General features: G+C 72.1%; 20 protein-coding genes. 10 read left to right on the plus strand and 10 right to left on the minus strand.

The annotated features are described in order from the left end of the window. The first annotated feature begins 86 nt into the window (after positions 1–86). Positions 87–731: a peptide deformylase gene (locus tag ACIREI_RS11050; protein ID WP_403330290.1), complete on the plus strand. Its 645-nt coding sequence runs from the start codon at positions 87–89 to the stop codon at positions 729–731. A gap of 145 nt (positions 732–876) precedes the next feature. Continuing rightward, on the plus strand, positions 877–2,460 hold the full coding sequence (locus ACIREI_RS11055; protein ID WP_403330293.1) for an ABC-F family ATP-binding cassette domain-containing protein: 1,584 nt from the start codon (positions 877–879) through the stop codon (positions 2,458–2,460). Between the two features lie 7 nt (positions 2,461–2,467). Here the strand turns inward: ACIREI_RS11055 and ACIREI_RS11060 are convergent, their stop codons facing one another. Then, positions 2,468–3,901 (minus strand): dihydrolipoyl dehydrogenase family protein, encoded by a 1,434-nt coding sequence (locus tag ACIREI_RS11060; RefSeq protein WP_403330296.1) that lies wholly within the window; start codon positions 3,899–3,901, stop codon positions 2,468–2,470. 131 nt (positions 3,902–4,032) lie between these two features. Between ACIREI_RS11060 and trxA the strand changes: the two genes are divergently transcribed. Further along, on the plus strand, positions 4,033–4,419 hold the full coding sequence (gene trxA, locus ACIREI_RS11065; RefSeq protein ID WP_403330299.1) for a thioredoxin: 387 nt from the start codon (positions 4,033–4,035) through the stop codon (positions 4,417–4,419). A 9-nt stretch (positions 4,420–4,428) separates the two neighbouring features. On the opposite strand, the gene ACIREI_RS11070 is transcribed toward trxA, so the two are convergent. Genes ACIREI_RS11070 through ACIREI_RS11085 form a run of 4 tightly spaced genes read right to left on the minus strand, consistent with a single transcriptional unit; the run spans position 4,429 to position 8,860 of the window. Next, positions 4,429–5,865 (minus strand): benzaldehyde dehydrogenase, encoded by a 1,437-nt coding sequence (locus ACIREI_RS11070; protein ID WP_403330302.1) that lies wholly within the window; start codon positions 5,863–5,865, stop codon positions 4,429–4,431. A 30-nt stretch (positions 5,866–5,895) separates the two neighbouring features. After that, positions 5,896–7,074 (minus strand): 4-hydroxybenzoate 3-monooxygenase, encoded by a 1,179-nt coding sequence (locus ACIREI_RS11075; RefSeq protein ID WP_403330305.1) that lies wholly within the window; start codon positions 7,072–7,074, stop codon positions 5,896–5,898. A gap of 18 nt (positions 7,075–7,092) precedes the next feature. Beyond that, on the minus strand, positions 7,093–8,139 hold the full coding sequence (locus ACIREI_RS11080; protein ID WP_403330308.1) for a LacI family DNA-binding transcriptional regulator: 1,047 nt from the start codon (positions 8,137–8,139) through the stop codon (positions 7,093–7,095). A 46-nt stretch (positions 8,140–8,185) separates the two neighbouring features. After that, a complete protein-coding gene (locus tag ACIREI_RS11085) occupies positions 8,186–8,860 on the minus strand; it encodes a TetR/AcrR family transcriptional regulator (RefSeq protein ID WP_403330311.1) in 675 nt (224 codons plus the stop codon). A 100-nt stretch (positions 8,861–8,960) separates the two neighbouring features. Between ACIREI_RS11085 and ACIREI_RS11090 the strand changes: the two genes are divergently transcribed. After that, positions 8,961–9,524, plus strand: a complete 564-nt coding sequence (locus ACIREI_RS11090; protein ID WP_403330314.1) for an NAD(P)H-dependent oxidoreductase — start codon at positions 8,961–8,963, stop codon at positions 9,522–9,524. A gap of 110 nt (positions 9,525–9,634) precedes the next feature. Here ACIREI_RS11090 and ACIREI_RS11095 read toward each other — a convergent pair whose 3' ends face one another. Beyond that, positions 9,635–10,540 carry a LysR family transcriptional regulator gene (locus ACIREI_RS11095; protein WP_403330317.1) on the minus strand — a complete coding sequence of 302 codons (906 nt, stop codon included), beginning with the start codon at positions 10,538–10,540 and terminating at the stop codon, positions 9,635–9,637. 115 nt (positions 10,541–10,655) lie between these two features. Here ACIREI_RS11095 and ACIREI_RS11100 point away from each other — a divergent pair, with 115 nt between their 5' ends. Then, complete coding sequence (locus tag ACIREI_RS11100; protein WP_403330320.1) at positions 10,656–10,874, plus strand: hypothetical protein; 219 nt, start codon at positions 10,656–10,658, stop codon at positions 10,872–10,874. 10 nt (positions 10,875–10,884) lie between these two features. Here the strand turns inward: ACIREI_RS11100 and ACIREI_RS11105 are convergent, their stop codons facing one another. Together ACIREI_RS11105 and ACIREI_RS11110 are read right to left on the minus strand one after the other, a co-directional pair. Continuing rightward, positions 10,885–11,766: an LLM class F420-dependent oxidoreductase gene (locus tag ACIREI_RS11105; RefSeq protein WP_403330323.1), complete on the minus strand. Its 882-nt coding sequence runs from the start codon at positions 11,764–11,766 to the stop codon at positions 10,885–10,887. A 98-nt stretch (positions 11,767–11,864) separates the two neighbouring features. Beyond that, positions 11,865–12,860 (minus strand): TerC family protein, encoded by a 996-nt coding sequence (locus ACIREI_RS11110; protein ID WP_403330325.1) that lies wholly within the window; start codon positions 12,858–12,860, stop codon positions 11,865–11,867. A gap of 234 nt (positions 12,861–13,094) precedes the next feature. Between ACIREI_RS11110 and ACIREI_RS11115 the strand changes: the two genes are divergently transcribed. Then, a complete protein-coding gene (locus ACIREI_RS11115; protein WP_403330328.1) occupies positions 13,095–14,069 on the plus strand; it encodes an alpha/beta hydrolase in 975 nt (324 codons plus the stop codon). Between the two features lie 536 nt (positions 14,070–14,605). Beyond that, positions 14,606–15,598 carry a helix-turn-helix domain-containing protein gene (locus tag ACIREI_RS11120; protein WP_403330331.1) on the plus strand — a complete coding sequence of 331 codons (993 nt, stop codon included), beginning with the start codon at positions 14,606–14,608 and terminating at the stop codon, positions 15,596–15,598. A 31-nt stretch (positions 15,599–15,629) separates the two neighbouring features. Here ACIREI_RS11120 and ACIREI_RS11125 read toward each other — a convergent pair whose 3' ends face one another. Beyond that, positions 15,630–15,983 carry a hypothetical protein gene (locus tag ACIREI_RS11125; protein WP_403330333.1) on the minus strand — a complete coding sequence of 118 codons (354 nt, stop codon included), beginning with the start codon at positions 15,981–15,983 and terminating at the stop codon, positions 15,630–15,632. Positions 15,984–16,139: 156 nt separating this feature from the next. On the opposite strand from ACIREI_RS11125, the gene ACIREI_RS11130 reads away from it, so the two are divergent. Both ACIREI_RS11130 and ACIREI_RS11135 read left to right on the plus strand, forming a co-directional pair. Continuing rightward, positions 16,140–16,598 (plus strand): MarR family winged helix-turn-helix transcriptional regulator, encoded by a 459-nt coding sequence (locus ACIREI_RS11130; RefSeq protein ID WP_403330336.1) that lies wholly within the window; start codon positions 16,140–16,142, stop codon positions 16,596–16,598. Positions 16,599–16,647: 49 nt separating this feature from the next. Continuing rightward, positions 16,648–17,841, plus strand: coding sequence for a CaiB/BaiF CoA transferase family protein (locus ACIREI_RS11135; RefSeq protein ID WP_403330338.1), 1,194 nt, complete (start codon positions 16,648–16,650; stop codon positions 17,839–17,841). Between the two features lie 30 nt (positions 17,842–17,871). On the opposite strand, the gene ACIREI_RS11140 is transcribed toward ACIREI_RS11135, so the two are convergent. Next, positions 17,872–18,579: an SDR family NAD(P)-dependent oxidoreductase gene (locus tag ACIREI_RS11140; RefSeq protein WP_403330341.1), complete on the minus strand. Its 708-nt coding sequence runs from the start codon at positions 18,577–18,579 to the stop codon at positions 17,872–17,874. Between the two features lie 101 nt (positions 18,580–18,680). Here ACIREI_RS11140 and ACIREI_RS11145 point away from each other — a divergent pair, with 101 nt between their 5' ends. Further along, on the plus strand, positions 18,681–19,517 hold the full coding sequence (locus ACIREI_RS11145) for a helix-turn-helix transcriptional regulator (RefSeq protein ID WP_403330344.1): 837 nt from the start codon (positions 18,681–18,683) through the stop codon (positions 19,515–19,517). Positions 19,518–19,568: the final 51 nt, after the last annotated feature.

A 19,568-nucleotide genomic window follows, 5' to 3' on the forward strand; every position in this document is an offset into this window, starting at 1 on the left:
AGGGGCCGTCGAGTTCCCGGCTTGTTAAGTGGCGTACGTCACAGGCGAGTCGGCGGCTGGTGGATACGCCGTGGCATGCTGGCGCGATGGCAACTCCGAACGATCGCGCACCCCTGGCCGAGCAGGTCGAGCAACTCCTCGCCGTCGAGGGCCCGTTGGCCATCGTGGCGGCCGGAGACCCGGTGCTGCGGCGGCCCACCGAGCGCTTCGACGGCCAGCTGGACCCGGCGCTGCTGGCCCGCTTCGTCGAGGCGCTGCGGATCACCATGCACGCGGCGCCGGGCGTCGGCCTCGCCGCACCGCAGGTCGGCGTGGGACTGCGGATCGCGGTGATCGAGGACCCGGCACCGGTGCCGGAGGAGGTGCGGCTGGCGCGCGGGCGGGTGCCGCAGCCGTTCCGGGTGCTGGTGAACCCGTCGTACGAGCCGGTCGGCGCCGCTCGTGCCGCGTTCTTCGAGGGCTGTCTGAGCGTGCCGGGCTATCAGGCGGTGGTGGCCCGGCACGCCGAGGTGCGGCTGACGGGCGAGGACGAGCACGGGCGGGCGGTCGACGAGGTGTTCACGGGGTGGCCCGCCCGTATCGTGCAGCACGAGACGGACCACCTCGACGGGGTGCTCTACCTGGACCGGGCCGAGTTGCGCTCGCTCGCCTCGAATCAGGCGATCGCGGAGCGCTGGGCGGGGCCGACTCCGGCGCGGGCCGCCGAGGCGCTGGGCTTCGAGCTGCCGTGACCGAGAAAAATCGAAGGCGTCCGGCCCGGCGCCCGCGTTAGCCTGACCGCATGTCTACGCCCCGAATTTCCTAGCTGAGGACCCGCTTCCACGCCACCCGTGTGTCCTCTTGCTCGTTCGGATTGCTTTTTCGGAGCGTCTTCTCATGATCACCGTTAGTGGTGTCGACGTGCGCGTGGGCGCGCGTCTGCTGCTGTCCGACATCTCCTTCCACATCTCCCCTGGCGACCGCATCGGCCTGGTCGGCCGCAACGGCGCCGGAAAGAGCACCCTGTTGAACACCCTGGCGGGCACGCTGCCGCCGGCCGCCGGGACGGTGACCCGCACCGGTGAGGTGGGGCATCTGCCCCAGGACTCCCGCGCCGCCGACCCGGCGATCACCGTCACCGACCGGATCCTGTCCGCGCGGGGCCTCGACGGGGCCGTACGCGACCTGCGCCGTGCCGAGGAGGCCATGGCCGACGGTACGCGGCGCGCGATGGACGCCTATGTGCGCGTCGAGGCCCGATTCCAGGCCGCCGGCGGGTACGCAGCGGAGGCCGAGGCGGCGCGGGTGGCCGCGGGTCTCGGACTTCCCGCCAGGCTGATGGGCCGGCCGTTGGGTGCGCTGTCGGGCGGCCAGCGCCGTCGCGTGGAGCTGGCCCGCATCCTGTTCGCGGGGCACGGCACCCTGCTGCTGGACGAGCCGACGAACCACCTGGACGCGGACTCGGTCGCCTGGCTGCGCGCGTTCCTGGCCGGACATCCCGCCGGGCTCGTGCTGATCAGCCACGACACGTCCCTGCTCGCCGCCACGGTGAACCGGGTGTTCCACCTGGATCCGCGGCGCGCCACGATCGACGTGCACAACACCGGCTGGGACGCCTACCTCGCCCAGCGGGAGGCCGACGAGCGGCGGCGGGCCCGGGAACGGGCGAACTCCGAGCGCAAGGCGGCGTCGCTGCACGCCCAGGCCGAGAGCATGCGCGCCCGCGTGGCGACGGCCGTGGCCGCGAGGAACATGCTCCGCCGCGCCGACCGTATGCTCGCCGACCTCGAACCGGTACGGCGCAGCGAGAAGGTGGCCAGGATCCGGCTGCCCGAACCGGAGCCGTGCGGCCGTATCCCCCTGGGCGCCGTCGGCCTCAGCAAGGCGTTCGGCGCCCAGCGCGTGCTGGCGGGCGTCGATCTGGCCGTCGACCGGGGCAGCCGTCTGGTCGTTCTCGGGCCCAACGGGGCGGGAAAGACCACGCTGTTGCGCATTCTGGCCGGTCAGGAACGGCCCGACGGCGGCCGGGTGGTCCACGGGCACGGACTGCGCCTGGGCTACTTCGCCCAGGAGCACGACACGTTGGACCCGGATGCGACGGCGAGCACCCAACTGGCCTCGGCGGCACCGCATCTGACGCACGGTGAGGTCCGGCGTGTCCTCGGCGCGTTCCTGTTCAGCGGCGACGACGCCGACAAACGGGTCGGTGTCCTCTCCGGCGGGGAGAAGACCCGCCTGGCCCTGGCGGGCCTGGTCCACTCCGGCGCCAACGTGCTGCTCCTGGACGAGCCCACCAACAACCTCGACCCCGCTTCCCGGGCCGAGGTCCTGGCGGCGGTCGGCACGTATCCGGGCGCGATCGTCATGGTCACCCACGACGAGGGCGCCATCGAGGCGCTGCGCCCGGACCGGGTTCTGCTGCTACCGGACTGCGAGGAGGATCTGTGGAGCGAGGACTATCGGGAGTGGGTGGCTGGATGAGGCGGGCTCAGTTGTCGCGATAGGACTCCAGCAGCCGCAGCCAGACCTCGCTGATCGTCGGATACGACGGAACCGCGTGCCACAGCCTGCTGATCGGTACCTGTCCGGCGACGGCGATGCTCGCCGAGTGGATGAGTTCGCCGACGCCGGGACCGACGAAGGTGACGCCGAGGAGGATCTCGCGTTCCAGGTCGACGACCATGCGGGCGCGGCCGCGGTAGCCGTCGGCGTACAGGCCCGCCCCGGCCACCGAGGAGAACTCGACGTCGACGGCGCGGACGCGGTGGCCGGCCTGTTCGGCCTCCGCCAGGGACAGGCCCACGGCGGCTGCCTCGGGGTCGGTGAAGACGACCTGCGGGACGGCGGCGTGGTCGGCGGTGGCGGCGTGCGCGCCCCAGGGGTCGGACTCCAGCAGGGGCACGCCGGAGGCACGGGCGGCGATGGCGGCGCCCGCGATACGGGCCTGGTACTTGCCCTGGTGGGTGAGGAGGGCACGGTGGTTGACGTCGCCGACCGCGTACAGCCATTCGCTGCCGGTCACACGGAGGCTGTCGTCGACCTCCAGCCAGGAGCCGGGTTCCAGGCCGACCGTGTCCAGGCCGATGTCGTCGGTGCGCGGGGTGCGTCCGGTGGCGAAGAGGATCTCGTCGGCCTCGATGCGGTCGCCGCCGCCGGTGACGACCAGGACCGTGCCGTTCTCCCGGGTCACCGCCTCGACGGAGGTGCCGGTGCGGACGTCGACGCCCGCCTCGGTGAGCGCCTCGGCGACCAGTTCGCCGGCGAAGGGCTCCATGCGGGACAGCAGGCCCTTGCCGCGGACCAGGAGGGTGACCCGGGAGCCGAGGGCCTGCCAGGCGGTGGCCATCTCGGTGGCGACGACGCCGCCGCCCACGACGACCAGCCGGCCGGGCGCGGCCTTCGCGCTGGTGGCCTCGCGGCTGGTCCATGGCTTGACCTCGGCGAGTCCGGGCAGGTCAGGCAGTTGGGCGCCGCTGCCGGTGCAGACGACCACGGCGTGCCGGGCGGTCAGGACGTGGCGTACGTCGTCGGAGCCGGTCACCTCCACGGTGCGGGGTCCGGCGAGGCGGCCGTGGCCGCGGTAGAGGTGGGCGCCGATGCCGTCCAGCCACCCGACCTGGCCGTCGTCCTGCCAGTGCGAGGTGTACTCGTCGCGTCGGGCGAGGACCGCGGCCGCGTCGAGGGTGCCCTGTACCGACTGGCTGAGGCCCGGCAGGCGGCGGGCGTCGGCCTGGGCGATGACCGGGCGCAGCAGCGCCTTGCTGGGCATGCACGCCCAGTACGAGCACTCGCCGCCGACCAGTTCGCTCTCCACGACCGCGGTGGAGAGGCCGGCCGCACGGGTGCGGTCGGCCACGTTCTCCCCCACGGGCCCGGCCCCGAGCACCACGACGTCGTACGCGATGGAATCCGTTTCCGTCATGGGGTCAGTCTTACGGGTGGTGTGCGGCCTGGCCACACGGGTACGCGCGCCGAGATACGACGGAATACACAGCCGTACGGTCGCGTTGTCGCCGACGGCTTCGCCCCGACACCAGGAAGAGGGAATACGCCATGAGCAGCACCGTGGAGCTCACCAAGGAGAACTTCGATGAGACGGTCACGGACAACGAGTTCGTCCTGATCGACTTCTGGGCGTCCTGGTGCGGGCCGTGCCGTCAGTTCGCCCCGGTCTACGAGAAGGCCGCCGAGGAGAACCCTGATCTGGTGTTCGGCAAGGTCGACACCGAGGCGCAGCCGGAGCTGGCCGCCGCCTTCGGGATCCAGTCGATTCCGACGCTGATGATCGTCCGTGACCGTGTGGCCGTGTTCGCGCAGCCCGGGGCGCTGCCCGAGGCCGCCCTCGCGGACGTCATCGGGCAGGCCAGGAAGCTCGACATGAACGAGGTCCACCAGGCCGTGGCCGCTCAGCAGGCGCAGGCCGAGCAGAACGGCCAGTAGAACCGCGGTCTAGAAGGGGTACGCCGCCACGTCGCCGCGCACCGTCGTCCAGCGCACGTCGGTGAACGCCTCCAGGTTGGACTCGCCGCCGAACCGGGCTCCGGTGCCGGAGGCGGCGATGCCACCGAAGGGCGCGACGGCCTCGTCGTTCACGGTCTGGTCGTTGATGTGCACGATGCCGGTCGGGATGCGCTCGGCCAGGTCGAGGCCGCGGGCGGCGTCAGCGGTGACGATGCCCAGGGAGAGGCCGTAGGAGCTCGCCGCGGCGAGGGCGGCGGCCTCGTCGGCCGTGGCGAAGGGGCGTACCGGCGCGACGGGGCCGAAGACCTCCTCGGCGTACGCGGGGGTCTGGTCGTCGACGCCGGCGAGCACGGTCGGCCGGTAGAAGAGCCGTTCGTGGGTGCCGCCCGCGGCGAGCTTGGCGCCCCGGGAGGTGCTGGCCTCCACCAGTCCGTGCACCTTGTCCAGCTGGCCCGGGTCGATGAGCGGGCCGAGGTGGACCTCGGCGCGGTGCGGGTCGCCGACGGCGAGGGAGTCGGCCTTGGCGGCGAGCCGCTCGACGTACTCCTCGTACAGGGACTGGTGGACGAGGTGGCGGCCGGTCGTCATGCAGATCTGGCCCTGGTGGAAGAAGGACCCCCAGGCGGCCGTGGAGATCACCGCGTCGATGTCGGCGTCCTCCAGCACGATCAGGGCGGAGTTGCCGCCCAACTCCAGGTGCGCGCGCTTGAGATGGCGTCCGGCGGCCTCGCCGACGGCACGGCCCGCGCCCGTGGACCCGGTGAAGGAGATGACGGGCACGCGCGGGTCGGCGACCAGCGCCTGGCCCACCTCCGGGCCGCCCGGCAGGACGTGCAGCAGCCCCTCGGGCAGGCCCGCCTCGGCGAAGATCGCCGCGAGGGACAGACCCCCGCAGACCGCCGTGCGCGGGTCCGGCTTCAGCACGACCGCGTTGCCGAGCGCGAGGGCCGGGGCGACGGAGCGGATGGAGAGGATCAGCGGGGCGTTGAACGGGGAGATCACGCCGACGACGCCGACGGGGACCCGGCGCGTGTACGACAGCCGGGGCGCCTCGCTGGGCAGGATGTGCCCGGCCGGGCGGGAGGCGAGGGCGGCGGCCTCGTAGCACTCCTGTGAGGCGACGTGCAGCTCGAAGTCGGCCTTGCCGGGGATCGAGCCGGACTCGCGGACGATCCACTCGCGCAGTTCGTCGGCGTGGGCCGCGAACAGGTCGCCGGCCTTGCGCAGCACGGCGGCGCGGGCGAAGTGCGGGAGGCGGGCCCACTCGGTCTGGGCGACGCGGGCTGCCTCGGCGGCCGTACCGACGTCCTCGGCGCCGGCCAGGGTGACGGTGCCGAGCGTGTCGCCGGTGGCGGGCTCGGTGACGGCGTACTCATCTCCCGCCAGGGAGCTGGACTGCCAGGCCTTCGGGTCGAGCAACGGCATTGCGACTCTCCGTTCGATCACCGGCGGGACTCACAGGGGGAGCGGAAGTCCCGAGTAGTTCGCCGCCAGTTCGGCGGCCGCGTGACGGGATGCCGTGATCCGGCGCAGACGCGTGAGCTGCATCCGGTGGTCGAACGCATCCCCGTCTGGTTGAACATGCAACATCCTAGTCATGTCGTCCGAGAAACGGGTGGCCTGCCACACCCTCTGGAGACACAACTCGGAGCACCTGTCCAAGAGTTGTGTGCTCCCTGTGCGGTGCAGCTCGATGAGGCCGCGGGCCAGGACCCGTACGTCCGACACGGCGAGGTTGAGGCCCTTGGCGCCCGTCGGCGGGACGATGTGGGCGGCGTCCCCGGCGAGCAGGAGCCGTCCGTGGCGCATCGGTTCGTGGACGTAACTGCGCATCGTCGTCACGGACTTGGCGCTGACGGGTCCGCGATCGAGGCTCCAGTCGGCGTCGACGGCGAAACGCGCGTCGAGTTCGTCCCAGACGCGGTCGTCGGGCCAGTCGTCGGGGTCGGTGCGGTTGGGGACCTGGAGGTAGAGCCGGGAGACCGACGCCGACCGCATGCTGTGCAGGGCGAAGCCGCCTTCGCCGCGCGCGTAGATCAACTCGTCGCAGGACGGCGGCACTTCGGCCAGGATCCCGAGCCAGGAGTACGGATATTCGTGCCCGTACGAGCGGCTCGCCCCGGCCGGGAAGGCGTCGCGGGAGATGCCGTGGAAGCCGTCGCAGCCGGCGACCCACTCGCAGGTCAGCGTCTGCTCGCGGCCCTCGTGCAGGAACCGTACGACGGGCGTCGCGCTCTCCGGCTTCTCGACGGCGAGCGCCTCGGCCCCGAACAACAGCGGGGGCCCGTCGGCGAGTTGGAGGGCGACGAGGTCCTTCACGATCTCGGTCTGGGCGTAGATCGTCACCGTACGGCCGCCGGTGAGGGCCGGGAAGTCGATGTGGTGGCGTTCCCGGTCGAAGCGCAGCTCGATGCCCTGGTGCACCAGTCCCTCGGCCGTCAGCCGCTCGGCGGCGCCGGCCTCGCGCAACGCGTCGACGGTGCCCTGCTCCAGCATCCCGGCCCGCTGGCGCCGCTCGACGTACTCACGGGTGCGGCTCTCCAGGACGACGCAGTCGACGCCGGCGCGGTGCAGCAGACGGGCGAGCAGCAGTCCCGCGGGGCCGCCTCCGATGATGCCGACGGTCGTGCGCATGTCCCGCCTCCCCTGGGTTCAGCTGGATTCGCGGTGCACCACCGTCGCTCCCAGCACCTTGTGCGTCTCGGGTGGGGTGCCGGGGTTACGCACCGCGCGGTCGACCAGTTCCGCGAGCTCACGGCCGGACGGCAGCTCGATGTGCACGGTGCTCAGCCTAGGCCGCAGCAGCCGTCCGAGCATCAGGTCGTCGGCGCCGATCACGGCCGTGTCGGCGGGGACACGGACGCCCTCGTCCTGCAGGGCGCGCATCAGCAGCATCGCGTACTCGTCGTTGTAGGCGAACACGGCGTCGAGGCCGAGGTCGCGCCAGCGGGCGGCCAGCCGCGCGGCGGACTCCTCCGTGTAGGCGAGGGGCAGCTCGGTCACGGTGGCGTCCGTGCCGTGCAGGGCGCGCCGTACGCCTTCGAGGCGGGGCGTGGAGAAGGACTCCAGGCCGTCCTCCTCGGGCACGACGACGCCGATGCGGCGCCGGCCGCGGTCGTACAGGTGACTGCCCGCGCAGTGCCCCACGGCCTCGTAGTCCATCAGCAGGGCGTGGGCGCCCTCGACGGAGTCGGGGCCGAGCGAGACCACGGCCCGGACACCGGAGCGCTTGAGCACCGTCACACCCTTCGGGCCGAGGCCGGAGCCCGACACCAGGACGGCGACGGGGCGCAGTTCGGCCCAGGCACGGGCGGCCTCGTCGCCGTGCAGGCCGACGCTGCCGTGCTGCACGACGGTGTAGTCGAGGCGGCCGAGCGCCGTCTGGAGGGCGCCGAGGAACTGGCCGTACAGGGAGCCGACGGGGAAGCTCGGCGCGGGCATCAGGACCATACGGCTGTGCCCGGCGCGCAGGCTGCGGGCGGCCGCGTGCGGGACGTAGCCGAGTTCCTTCGCGGCGTCGTGGACGCGGCGGCGCGTGGGTTCGCTGATCCGGACGGCGCTGGTGTTGTTGAGGACGTAGGAGACGGTCGCGCGCGAGACGCCGGCCAGGCGGGCCACATCGGCGCTCGTGGGTACCGAGCGCTGTGCGGGGGAAGCGGGCGCGGGCGTTTTCGGTATCTGCACCATGACGTACGGCATCTTTGCAGAGCCTGTGGGCGGGGCCCGGGTCAGGGTCTGCCGGTGTTCACGCCCCGGTGCGTGTCACACGGTCGACGAGGTCGAGCCAGCCCTTCTCCAGTCGCTCCATGGGCATGCCGCACTGCTTGGTCAGGTGGTGGACCAGGGCGGGGTCGAGGTACGCCATCAGCGTCTGGGCCAGGAGATCGCAGTCGGCGTCCGGCAGGATCTGCCGCAGCAGCACCGTGACATGGGCGTACAGCGCCCGGACCGACGGGTGGGAGTAGCGACGGGTCGGCTCCGGCTGGGCGGCCAGTTGCAGGTCCAGCTGTTCCGCCGCGCGGTACAGCACCGCCACGCCGAACGCCCGCAGCCGCTCGACCGGCGGCGCCCCGGGGCCCAGCGGCGGCGGGCCGCCGAGGAAATCGGCCTGCAGCTTCCTCGCGGAGTGGTCCAGCAACGCCGTCAGCAGACCGGTGCGGTCGCCGAAGCGGCGGAAGACTGTCCCCTTGCCCACCCCGGCCTCCGCGGCCACGGCCTCCATGGTGACCCCGGCCGCGCCGTGCTCCGCGATCAGCCGGGCGGCGGCCTCCAGCAGCCTGGCGCGGTTGCGGGCCGCGTCGGCGCGCAGGCAGGGCTCGTCGGCGGCGGAGCCGACCTCCAGCAACTGAGGTTTGTCGACGGGCTCCTGGGGCTGGGGGAAGGGCGGCAGAACGGCGGACATGAAGCCAGCGTAAAGCATGGGGAATGAAACTGGACCGCGGTCCGGTTAAGGTGCTAGAAAGTTAAGCGGACCTCGGTCCGGATCGTAACGGCAGTGTTTCAGCACCCTTGGAGTTCGCATGTCTGTTCGCATCCTCGCGCTCGTCGGCAGCCTTCGCGCCGGTTCGCACAACCGCCAGCTGGCCGAGGCGGCCGTCAAGCTCGCCCCCGAGGGCGCTGAGGTCGTGCTCTTCGAGGGCCTCGCCGACATCCCCTTCTACAACGAGGATATCGACGTAGAGGGCAGCGTCCCCGCCGCCGCCGCCAAGCTGCGCGAGGCCGCGCAGGCCGCCGACGGGTTCCTCCTCTTCTCGCCCGAGTACAACGGCACCATCCCGGCCGTGCTGAAGAACGCCATCGACTGGCTGTCCCGCCCGTACGGCGCCGGCGCCTTCGGCGGCAAGCCGGTCGCCGTGGTCGGCACCGCCTTCGGCCAGTACGGCGGCGTGTGGGCGCAGGACGAGACCCGCAAGTCGGTGGGCATCGCCGGCGGCAAGGTGCTGGAGGACGTCAAGCTGGCGATCCCCGGCTCGCTGACCCGCTTCGCCGAGACCCACCCGGTCGACGACGCCGAGGTCGCCGCCCAGCTGACCGAGGTCATCGCCCGCGTCCACGGGCACGCGGGCGAGGCGGCTGCCGCCTGATCGGACCGAAGGTCCCCCGCAGAGGCCGGAGCCCAGAGCTCCGGCCTCTCTGCGTGTCGGGGCACGTCTTCATGTCGGGCCACGGCTTCGTGGGTGACCGCCCCTTCGCGTCAGGCCACCGCCGTGACCGCGAGCTCCCGCAGCTCCCCCAGCGCCGCCTTCACCGCCGGGCGTTCCCGGCAGCCCCGGCGTGTGCAGGTGAGCACCTTGCGATGGGGGTTGCCCGTGCAACGCACCCGGGTGATCGGCAGGTGCGGGGTCAGCCGGGCCAGCCGTGGGATCAGGGCGACGCCCAGCCGGTGGGCGATCAGCTGCACGGTGACGTTCCAGTCCACCGCGTGATGGACCATGGTGGGGGTGAATCCCGCCGCCGCGCACGCCGACATCACGTGCGGACGACAGGCGCTCTCCGGCATCGGCCCGATCCAGTCGTCGTGCGCCGCCTCCGCGAGGTCGACGCTCTCGCGTCCGGCCAGCGGATGGTCCTCGTGGACGACGAGGTCGTACGAGTCGTCGAGGAGCGGCTGCTGGTCGAAGCGCGCATCGCTCAGCGGCGGGTTGTGCGGGGTGACCTCCACCACGGCCAGGTCGATCTCCCCCTCGAAGAGCAGGTCGAAGCATTCCGGCACCCCCGTCTCCTGAATCCGTACGGTCAGCCGCGGATGCCGCTCCCGCAGCCGTGCGGCCATGGGGGCCAGCAGCACCGACGCGGCCGTGGAAAAGCCGCTGACGCGCAGCTGTCCGGCGGGCGCACTGTACTCGGCGCGCAGGTCGAGCTCGGCCTCCTCCCAGCGGGTCTGGATCGCGTCCGCGTGTGCGAGCAGGCTCTCGGCGGCCGCGGTGAGGCGCACCCCGCGCCCCTGCGGCTCCAGCAGGTCGACGCCGAGATCGCGGGCCAGCTGCCGGATCTGCTGGGAGGCGGCGGAGGGCGTGAAGTGCAGGGCGCGGGCGGCCGCGGTGACCGTGCCGTAGTGGGCGACGGCCCTGAGGACGTGCAGTCGGCGCAGGTCAATCATGAAGCCCACGCTTCAAGATGAGGTCCAGAAAGTCAACCTGGACGTGTACGAAGTCCGCACCGCACCCTTGGTTGTGTCGCGACGGTCAACCAGCCACGACGTACGAGGAGTCGCCATGACCAGCACCACCGGCACCGTCTGCCCGCACTGCGGATGGCCCGACGGGGCCGAGCCCTTCCAGGTGGTCTCCCGGCACGGCACGACGGGGGGCAGCACGGTGTGGACGCGGTGCGGCTGCGGCTCACTGCAGGTTCGGGTCGTCGACGCCCGGGGGATGCGGATCGTCTCGCGCAGCCGCCCGGCCGACGCCCGGTCGGACGTGCCGTGCCGTTGAGCGCGGCGGATCAGTCGAGTCCGGCCAGCCGCCGGACCGCCGGGGCCGCGAAGTCCTCGATGAACGCCGCCGGTTCGCCGGTGCGCGGGCCGAGGATCACCGTGTCGATGCCGAGCTTCGTGTAGCCCATGATGTCCCGCGTGAAGGCGTCGAGGTCGCCCTCGGTGGCCGCCTCGCCCGTGTAGACGACGGTCTTGCGGATCTCGTCGTAGTCGCGTCCCTCGGTGTCGCAGTGGCCGCGCAGCACGTCGAGCTTGTGACCGACCTCCTGCGGGGAGGTGGTGAACAGGTTGCACGCGTCGCCGTAGCGGGCCACCAGCCTGAGTGTCTTCTTCTCCCCGCCCCCGCCGATCATGATCTCGGGGTGCGGGGCACTCATCGGCGCGGGCACGCACAGGGTCTCGGCCAGCCGGTAGTGCTTGCCCTCGAAGGGGCCGTCGGCCCGCGGGTCCCACATCTGGAGGCAGATCCGCAGGGTCTCCTCCAGCCGCTCGAAGCGCTCGGCGACCGACGGGAACGGCACGCCGAGCCCCTCGTGCTCCCGGCCGTACCAGGCGGCGCCGATCCCGAGGGTGGCCCGGCCGCCGGACAGCACGTCGAGCGTGGTGGCGATCTTGGCGAGCAGGCCGGGGTGGCGGTAGGTCACGCCGGTCACCAGGGCGCCGAGGCGGACCGTGGAGGTGTGGGCGGCGAGGTAGCCGAGGGTCGTGTAGGCCTCCAGCATGGGGTCCTCGGCGCGGTCGTTGAACTCCATCTGGAAGTAGTGGTCCATCACCGACAGCCAGCTCACGCCGGCCGCCTCGGCGGCGGCGCCCGCGGCGGCGAGTTCGGCGCCGAGCGCGGGGCCTCCTCCGGGGTGGTCGAACCGGTTGATGTGCACGCCGACCCGCATGGTCCGTCTCCGTTCACCCGACCTGATGCCAACTCCGACGACGCTAGGACTTCGAGCGCTCTCGAAGTCAAGCCCGGTCGGCGAGTCGGTCGCGCTGGTCAGTGCCGCGGTGCCTGCGTGGGGTCTGTCGCCGCGCGTTCGGCCGCTGCCTGCTCCTGCTTCTTCGAAGCGCGCAGGCTGGTCACCGTCGTGACCGCGAGGACGAGCACGATGAAGCCGAGCGAGAAGGGGATGCTGATCTCGGGGACGTGGACGCCGGACTCGTGCAGCGCGTGCAGGACGAGCTTGACGCCGATGAAGCCGAGGATGATCGACAGGCCGTAGCTGAGGTGGACGAGCTTCTTCAGCAGGCCGCCGATGAGGAAGTACAGCTGCCTCAGGCCCATCAGGGCGAAGGCGTTGGCCGTGAAGACGATGTACGGGTCCTGCGTCAGCCCGTAGATGGCGGGGATGGAGTCCAGCGCGAACAGGACATCGGTGGAGCCGATCGCGAGCATCACGACCAGCATCGGGGTCATGATCCGCTTGCCGTTCTCGGTGATGAACAGCTTGGTGCCGTGGTAGCGGTCGGCCACGCCGAAGCGCTCCTCCGCCATCTTCAGCAGCTTGTTCTCCTGGTACTCCTCCTCGTGCTCCTCCTTGCGGGCGTCCTGGACCAGCTTCCAGGCGGTCCAGATCAGGAAGGCGCCGAAGAGGTAGAACACCCAGGAGAACGCGGAGATGATCGCCGCGCCGGCCGCGATGAAGCCGGCGCGCAGCACCAGGGCCATGATCACGCCGACCATCAGCACACGCTGCTGGTACTGCGTGGGCACCGCGAACTTCCCCATGATCAGGACGAAGACGAAGAGGTTGTCGACGCTCAGCGACTTCTCGGTGATGTACCCGGCGAAGAACTCGCCCGTCGGCTTGCCGCCCCCGTAGATGAACAGACCGAGGCCGAACAGACAGGCCAGGACGATCCAGACGACCGTCCACGTGCCCGCCTCCCGGATGGAGACGTCGTGGGGCTTGCGACCGATGAAGAAGTCCACGGCGACGAGCGCGCACAGGGCGACGATGGTCAGCAGCCAGACGGAGAGGGAAACGTTCACTGGTGGTACTCCTGGTGCAGGTGGGGCCTTGACAGGGTTGTCGCCGCCGGTGATGACTTCCACCTACGGCAGGTGAACAGCGGGTCATGTCCTGGCAATCTCCGGGTGACGCGGGTGCCACCCGCCGTACGGCGGGCAGGTTCCGCCGAACGGCGGCCCCCCGGTCGGGGCCGGTGCGCTGATCATGACGTCAGAGCCGCCGGGCATCCACGTGCCCCCGTGTGAGGAGAAGCCATGACCCAGGCCCCGCCCCCGTTCGATCCCGAGCTCGCCGCCGCCCTGGAACTCATCAAGGACGTCATCTCGCCCGGCCTCACGATGGGCGACATAGCCGAGGTCCGCCAAGGGCCCGGGATCCAGATGCTGGCCCAGCTGGATCTGACCATGGACGGCTTCTTCGAGGTCGAGGACAGGGCGGTGCCGGGTCCCGCGGGCGCGCCCGAGATCTCCCTGCTGATCTGCCGGCCGGCCGCCCCGCCGGCCGCGGGACCACGACCGGTGATCTACCACGTCCACGGCGGCGGTCTGGTCATCGGCAACAACCGCGTCGGTGTCGACGTGCCCCTGGCCTGGGCGAAGGAGCTGGACGCGGTCGTGGTGTCCGTGGAGTACCGGCTCGCTCCCGAGCACCCGTATCCGGCGCAGATCGAGGACGTGTACGCCGGTCTGGAGTGGACGGCGAAGCATGCCTCCGAGCTCGGCGGCGACCCGCAGCGGATCGTGATCGCGGGTGCGAGTGCCGGCGGCGGGCTCTGTGCGGCGCTGGCCCTGCTCACCCGGGACCGGCAGGGCCCTGAGCTGATCGGCCAGATGCTCATGTGTCCGATGCTGGACGACCGCAATGACACGCCGTCCGTCCATCAGATGGCGGGACTCGGTGTCTGGGACCGTACGGCCAACGAGACGGGATGGACGGCGTTGCTCGGCGAGCGCCGCGGGGGGACCGACGTTCCGGCGTATGCGGCGCCGGCCCGCGCGGAGGATCTGTCCGGGCTGCCCCCGGCCTTCCTGGACGTCGGTTCCGCGGAGACGTTCCGGGACGAGGTCGTCGCCTATGCCTCGCGGTTGTGGCAGGCCGGTGGGGTGGCCGAGTTGCACGTGTGGCCCGGCGGGTTTCACGGGTTCGACGGCTTCGCCCCTCAGGCGGTGCTGTCGCAGGCGTGCCGGGGGGCGCAGGTGGCGTGGCTGACGAGGTTGCTGAGCAGCTGAAACGCGGGGGGGGCGCGGGGCGGAGGCTGTGGTGCGCCTATTCGTCTGCCGAGTTGGGGGGCGTCGCGGGTGCGGGTTGGGGGTGGCTTGTCGCGCAGTTCCCCGCGCCCCTTGGTGGGTTCGGTTGCCTGGCGGCTTGAAGCGGACGTTGCTCCGCGCGCCGCTGGGGTGGGCCGGCCCTCCCGGCGCCTTCCAGCGGACGCCGTTCCCCGCGCCCGCTGGGCGGGCCAGCCCTCCCCCCGCCTACAAGCGCACGCCCCTCCCCGCGCCCCTTGCGCGGGCCGACCCTCCCGGCGCCTTCCAGCGGACGCCGCTCCCCGCGCCCCTTGGGCCGGCCGGCTTGTCCGGCGCCTTCCAGCGGACGCCGTTCCCCGCGCCCGCTGGGCGGGCCAGCCCTCCCCCCGCCTACAAGCGCACGCCCCTCCCCGCGCCCCTTGGGCGGGCCGGCTTGTCCGGTGTCGCTCAGGGGATGTGCGGTGCGGTGCGGAATGTGGGCGGGGTCCCGGGGGCTTGACGGCATGGCGCACGATGGGCCTATGAAAGAGCTGGCCGGACGTCTTACCGCGTTGGATCCGGATGCCGGTGCTGCCGTGCGGGTCATCGCGTACTTCGATCGGCTCGCCGAGTCGCGGGCCGGGCTGGAGGCGCTGGTGCGCGGTGCCGCTGTGCTGGCCGGGGTGCCGGCGCGGCTGGTGGACGCGGATCGGCGGGTGCATGTGCGGGTCGAGGCCGACGGGACGCGGCGGGAGAGCGAGCTGCCGCCGGACGCCGCCTGGCCCTCCGCCGCGCTGACGCCGGGCGGCGCCGCGGCGCTGTGGCTGGAGCGGGCTCAGGAGGCGGAGCCGAGTGTCGTCGACGCGGTGATCCTGGAGCGGGCCGCCGGGGCGATACGGCTCGTTCTCGACCGGACGCGCGGGCGGGCGGCGGCCGATGATCCCGCGCTGGTCGAGACCGTACTCGACGCCACGGCGCCGGAAGCGGCCCGGCTCCACGCGGCCCGCCGTCTGGGCCTCGACACCGCCGCTCGGGCCCGTGTCCTCGCCCCGCTGGAGGGCCGGCCCCGCATCGTCCCCGCGCTCCCCGACATCGAGCCGTCCGCAGGCCGCGTGGGGGTGGGCCCAGCCGTCCCCGTGCTCGACCTGCCGCGCTCCTGGTCGCAGGCTCGCATCGCACTCCGGTTCACGGCCGAGGGCACCGCACAGGACCCGGGCCCGGGCGTCGTGCACGCGGACGAACTGGGCGATGTCGCGCTCCTCGCCGGCCTGGTCGTACCGGGCGCCGAGCCGCCGCCCGACGTGCGGGCCCTGGAGGAGGCCGCGGCGGCCGCGCCCTGGCTGCTCACCACGCTGCACGCCGTCGCCTCGACGGTGAGCCTGCGGGCGGCGGCGGCCGAGATCAACGTCCACCACTCCACACTCCAGGAGCGACTGGCCCATGCCGAGCACCTGTTGGGCTGGCCGCTGCGCACTCCGCCGGGCCGGTTCCGGCTGGGTCTGGCGCTGGCGATGCGGCACCTGGCGCGGCCCTGAGGCAGGCCGCGAACTCAGGCGGTCGGCGCCGTCACCGGAACTCGTGCACGACTTCGATCGTGCCGACGATATGGGCGTTGAACGCGTCGAGTTCCTCGGCGGGCACCCACAGCTCGAGAATCGTCTCGCCGCCCGCCTGCCGGACGGGGTACCGGCGCAGGAACGCCGACTCGACCTCGAACCGGGTCACGAAGCCGGCGCCGTCGTGCTTGACGTTCCAGTCCCGGGCGATCTTCACCGCGTAACCCTCGTTGAGTACCGGGTAGAAAATCGGCTGTTCGGGCAACCGCGGCGGCCAGGCACGCCAGTCACGTGCGCGCACCAGGTCCAGCTCCTCGGGGCCGGTGGGTCGCCACAAGGTGGTGGTCGGGCGCGGGCTGATCATGGGAGCCGACGATACCTACGCCGCGGGCGCGACGGCCACGGAGTTTCACGGACTTCGCGGCGATCGTTGCAGGCGCTCCCTACACGCCTTAGCTGGAAATTTCACGTATGGCATATCCTGGACGTCATTCACCTCGGGACGGAGGACACCGGCGCCATGACCGCCACGGACCCCGCGCTCACCGCCCTCGCCCAGGGCTGGTGCGCCCTCTCCCTGCTGCACGGCAGGATCGAGGCGCACATCGAGCGCGCCCTGCAGACCAAGCACGACCTGAGCGTGCGCGAGTACTCCCTGCTCGACGTGCTCGGCCGCCAGCACGACGGCGAAGGCGGGCACCTGCAGATGAAACAGGTCGCCGACGCCGTCGTCCTCAGCCAGAGCGCCACCACCCGGCTCGTCACCCGCCTCGAGGACCGCGGCCTGCTCTCCCGCTACCTCTGCCCCACCGACCGCCGCGGCATCTACACCGACGTCACCGACGCAGGCCGCGAACTCCTGGAAGAGGCACGGCCGACCAACGAGGCCGCATTGCGCGAAGCCCTCGACGAAGCCGCCAAGAACCCCGAACTGACCCCGCTGGTGCGGGCCGTGGAGACGCTCCAGGTGCCCGCCTGACCTGCGGCCCGTTGACGGACCCTCTGACCGGCACGTACTAATGGCCCGCATGAGCGCGCCCCCTCTCCCCTTGTCCGGCATCACCGTGGTCAGCCTGGAGCAGGCCGTGGCCGCCCCGTACGCCACCCGGCAGCTCGCCGACCTCGGAGCGCGCGTGATCAAGGTCGAGCGGCCCGGGGAGGGCGACTTCGCCCGCCGCTACGACACGACGGTGCACGGGCACTCCAGCTATTTCGTGTGGCTCAACCGGTCCAAGGAGTCCCTCACGCTGGACCTCAAGGATCCGCGGGGCCAAGAGATCCTGCACCGAATCCTCGACGACGCCGACGTGTTCGTGCAGAACCTGGCGCCGGGCGCCGCCGACCGCCTCGGTCTGGGTGTCGAGGCGCTCGGCGAGCGGTGGCCGCGGCTGATCCCGTGCACGATCTCCGGATACGGCACGTCCGGGCCGTGGTCCGACCGGAAGTCGTACGACCTGCTGGTGCAGTGCCAGACGGGTCTGGTGTCGCTGACCGGGACGCCCGAGGAGACCGCGCGGGTCGGCATCTCCGTCGCCGACATCGCCGCCGGGATGTACGCCTACAGCGGCATCCTCACCGCCCTGTTCACCCGCGCCACCACGGGCAAGGCCCACCCGGTGGAGGTGTCCCTGTTCGAGGCGCTGGCCGAGTGGATGGGCCAGCCCGCCTACTACACGCAGTACGGCGGCGGCCAGCCCCGGCGTCTGGGCACCCAGCACCCCACCCTCGCGCCGTACGGCGCCTTCACGGCCGCCGACGGGAAGCAGGTGCTGTTCTCGATCCAGAACGAGCGCGAATGGGCCGTCCTGTGTGCGCAGTTCCTCGGCCGGCCCGAGCTGACCGACGATCCGCGCTTCGCCACGAGCTCCGCCCGGGTGGCCCATCGCGACGAGCTCAACGCCGTCGTCGCCGAGCGCTGTGCCCGCTCCGGCGCCGAGGAGATCCTCAAGGACCTGGAGTCCATCGGCATCGCCTGCGCCGGGGTCAACGACGTCGCCGCGTTCCTGGACCACCCGGTCCTCGCCGGCCGCGACCGCTGGCGCGAGGTGGCCGTGCCCGGGGGCGCGACGGTGCGGGCCCTGCTGCCGCCGGCCGACCTCGCGGGACTGCCCGCGCGCATGGAGCCGGTGCCTGCGGTCGGCGAGCACACCGAGGCGATCCTCACCCGACTCGGGCGTACCGGCGAGGAGATCGAGGCCTTGCGCGCCGACGCCGTCATCTGAGGGGCACGGAGTGCGTCGCTCGGCACGACGTCACCAGGGCAGCGGCCCGTCGATGTCGAAGTAGCCTCCGGTCGGGCCGCCGGGACCGAGCTGTGCCATGCGCACGATGATCTCGGCGCCCTCCTCGACGGTCTGGGTGCCGGTGCGCCCGTTCAGGTCGGTCGCGGTGAAGCCCGGCTCCACGGCGTTGATCCGCATGTCCGGGAACGCCTTCGCGAACTGCACGGTGATCATGTTCACGGTGGCCTTCGAGGCGGGGTACGCGACGCCCGGGTAGGCGTACGCGGGGTGATCCGGGTCGCAGACGTGGGTGACCGAGCCCAGGCCGCTGCTGACGTTGACCACGACCGGCGCGGCCGACTTCCTCAGCAGCGGCAGGAAGGCGTGGGTGACGCGGACGACGCCGAAGACGTTCGTCTCGAACAGCGTCCGCAGGGCGTCGGCGGTCAGGTCCGCGGCACCGGGCACGCCGTTGTTCTCGTCCCGGTATTCGATGCCCGCGTTGTTGACGAGGACGTCAAGGCCTCCATCGGCCTCGATGGTCCGCACGGCGGCCTGGACGGAACTGTCGTCGGTGACGTCGAGCAGGACGTACCGGGCGCCGAGCCGTTCGGCGGCCCGGCGTCCGCGCTCGGCATCCCGGGCGCCGACATAGACGGTGTGGCCTGCGGCCACGAGCCGGCGGGCGGACTCGAAGCCCAGCCCCTTGTTGGCTCCGGTGATCAGTGTTGTCGTCATGCCGCCACGGTGCTGTACGGCCGGCCGGGCAGCCAGGAGACCCTTCTTCCTGGGACTCCCAGTACCAGGCACCTCCGCCGACGGCGGTGTTCACTGGGGGCATGACGGCGACGGAACTGGGACAGGCGCTGCGCCGCTGGCGTGACCGCGTCGCCCCGCGGACGGCCGGGCTGCCCGTCGGCGGACAGCGGCGCGCGGCCGGGCTCCGGCGCGAGGAACTGGCCCTGCTGGCGGGGATATCGGTCGACTACGTCACCCGCCTCGAACAGGGCAGGGCGGCCAACCCGTCCGGGCAGGTCGTCGAGGCCCTGGCCCGGGCACTGCGGCTGTCGGGGGACGAGCGGGCCTATCTGTTCCAGCTCGCCGGGCTGGCGTCGCCGGGGCCCGACACCGTCCCCGCGCACATCACGCCCAGTGTCCAGCGGCTGCTGGACCGGCTGGTGGACACGCCCGTCGGCGTCACCGACGCGGCCCACACCCTGCTGCTGGCCAACCCGATGTACGCGGCGCTGATGGGCGACCCCCGGGGCGCGCGCGGCTTCGAGCGCAACGGGGCATGGCGCAGCTTCCACGGTGCGCCGACCCGGGTCCGGCACACACCCGAGGAACAGCGCGCCTTCGAGGTCGGCATGGTCGCCGAGCTGCGCGCGACCGCCGCCAGATATCCCGCCGACCGTCAACTGCGGCGCCTCATCAGCGAGTTGCGCGCGAGCAGCGAGCGGTTCGCGCAGCTGTGGGAGGCGGGCGTCGTCGGCCGGCTCGAGGCCTCCCGCAAGACCATCGACCATCCGCGGGTGGGCCTGCTGACACTGGACTGCGACCTGCTCCGCGTCGAGGGCAACGACCTGCGCATCCTCGTGTATTCGGCCGAGCCGGGCACCGAGGCGGCCGAGAAGCTGGCGCTGCTCGCCGTCCACGGCCCCCGGTCACTGGTCTGACCGAACGCGGCGCGCCCCGAGTGCGTCACAGTGTCGGGACGGCTCGACACC

It is taken from the genome of Streptomyces sp. NPDC093591, assembly GCF_044764885.1.
GTDB lineage: Bacteria > Actinomycetota > Actinomycetes > Streptomycetales > Streptomycetaceae > Streptomyces.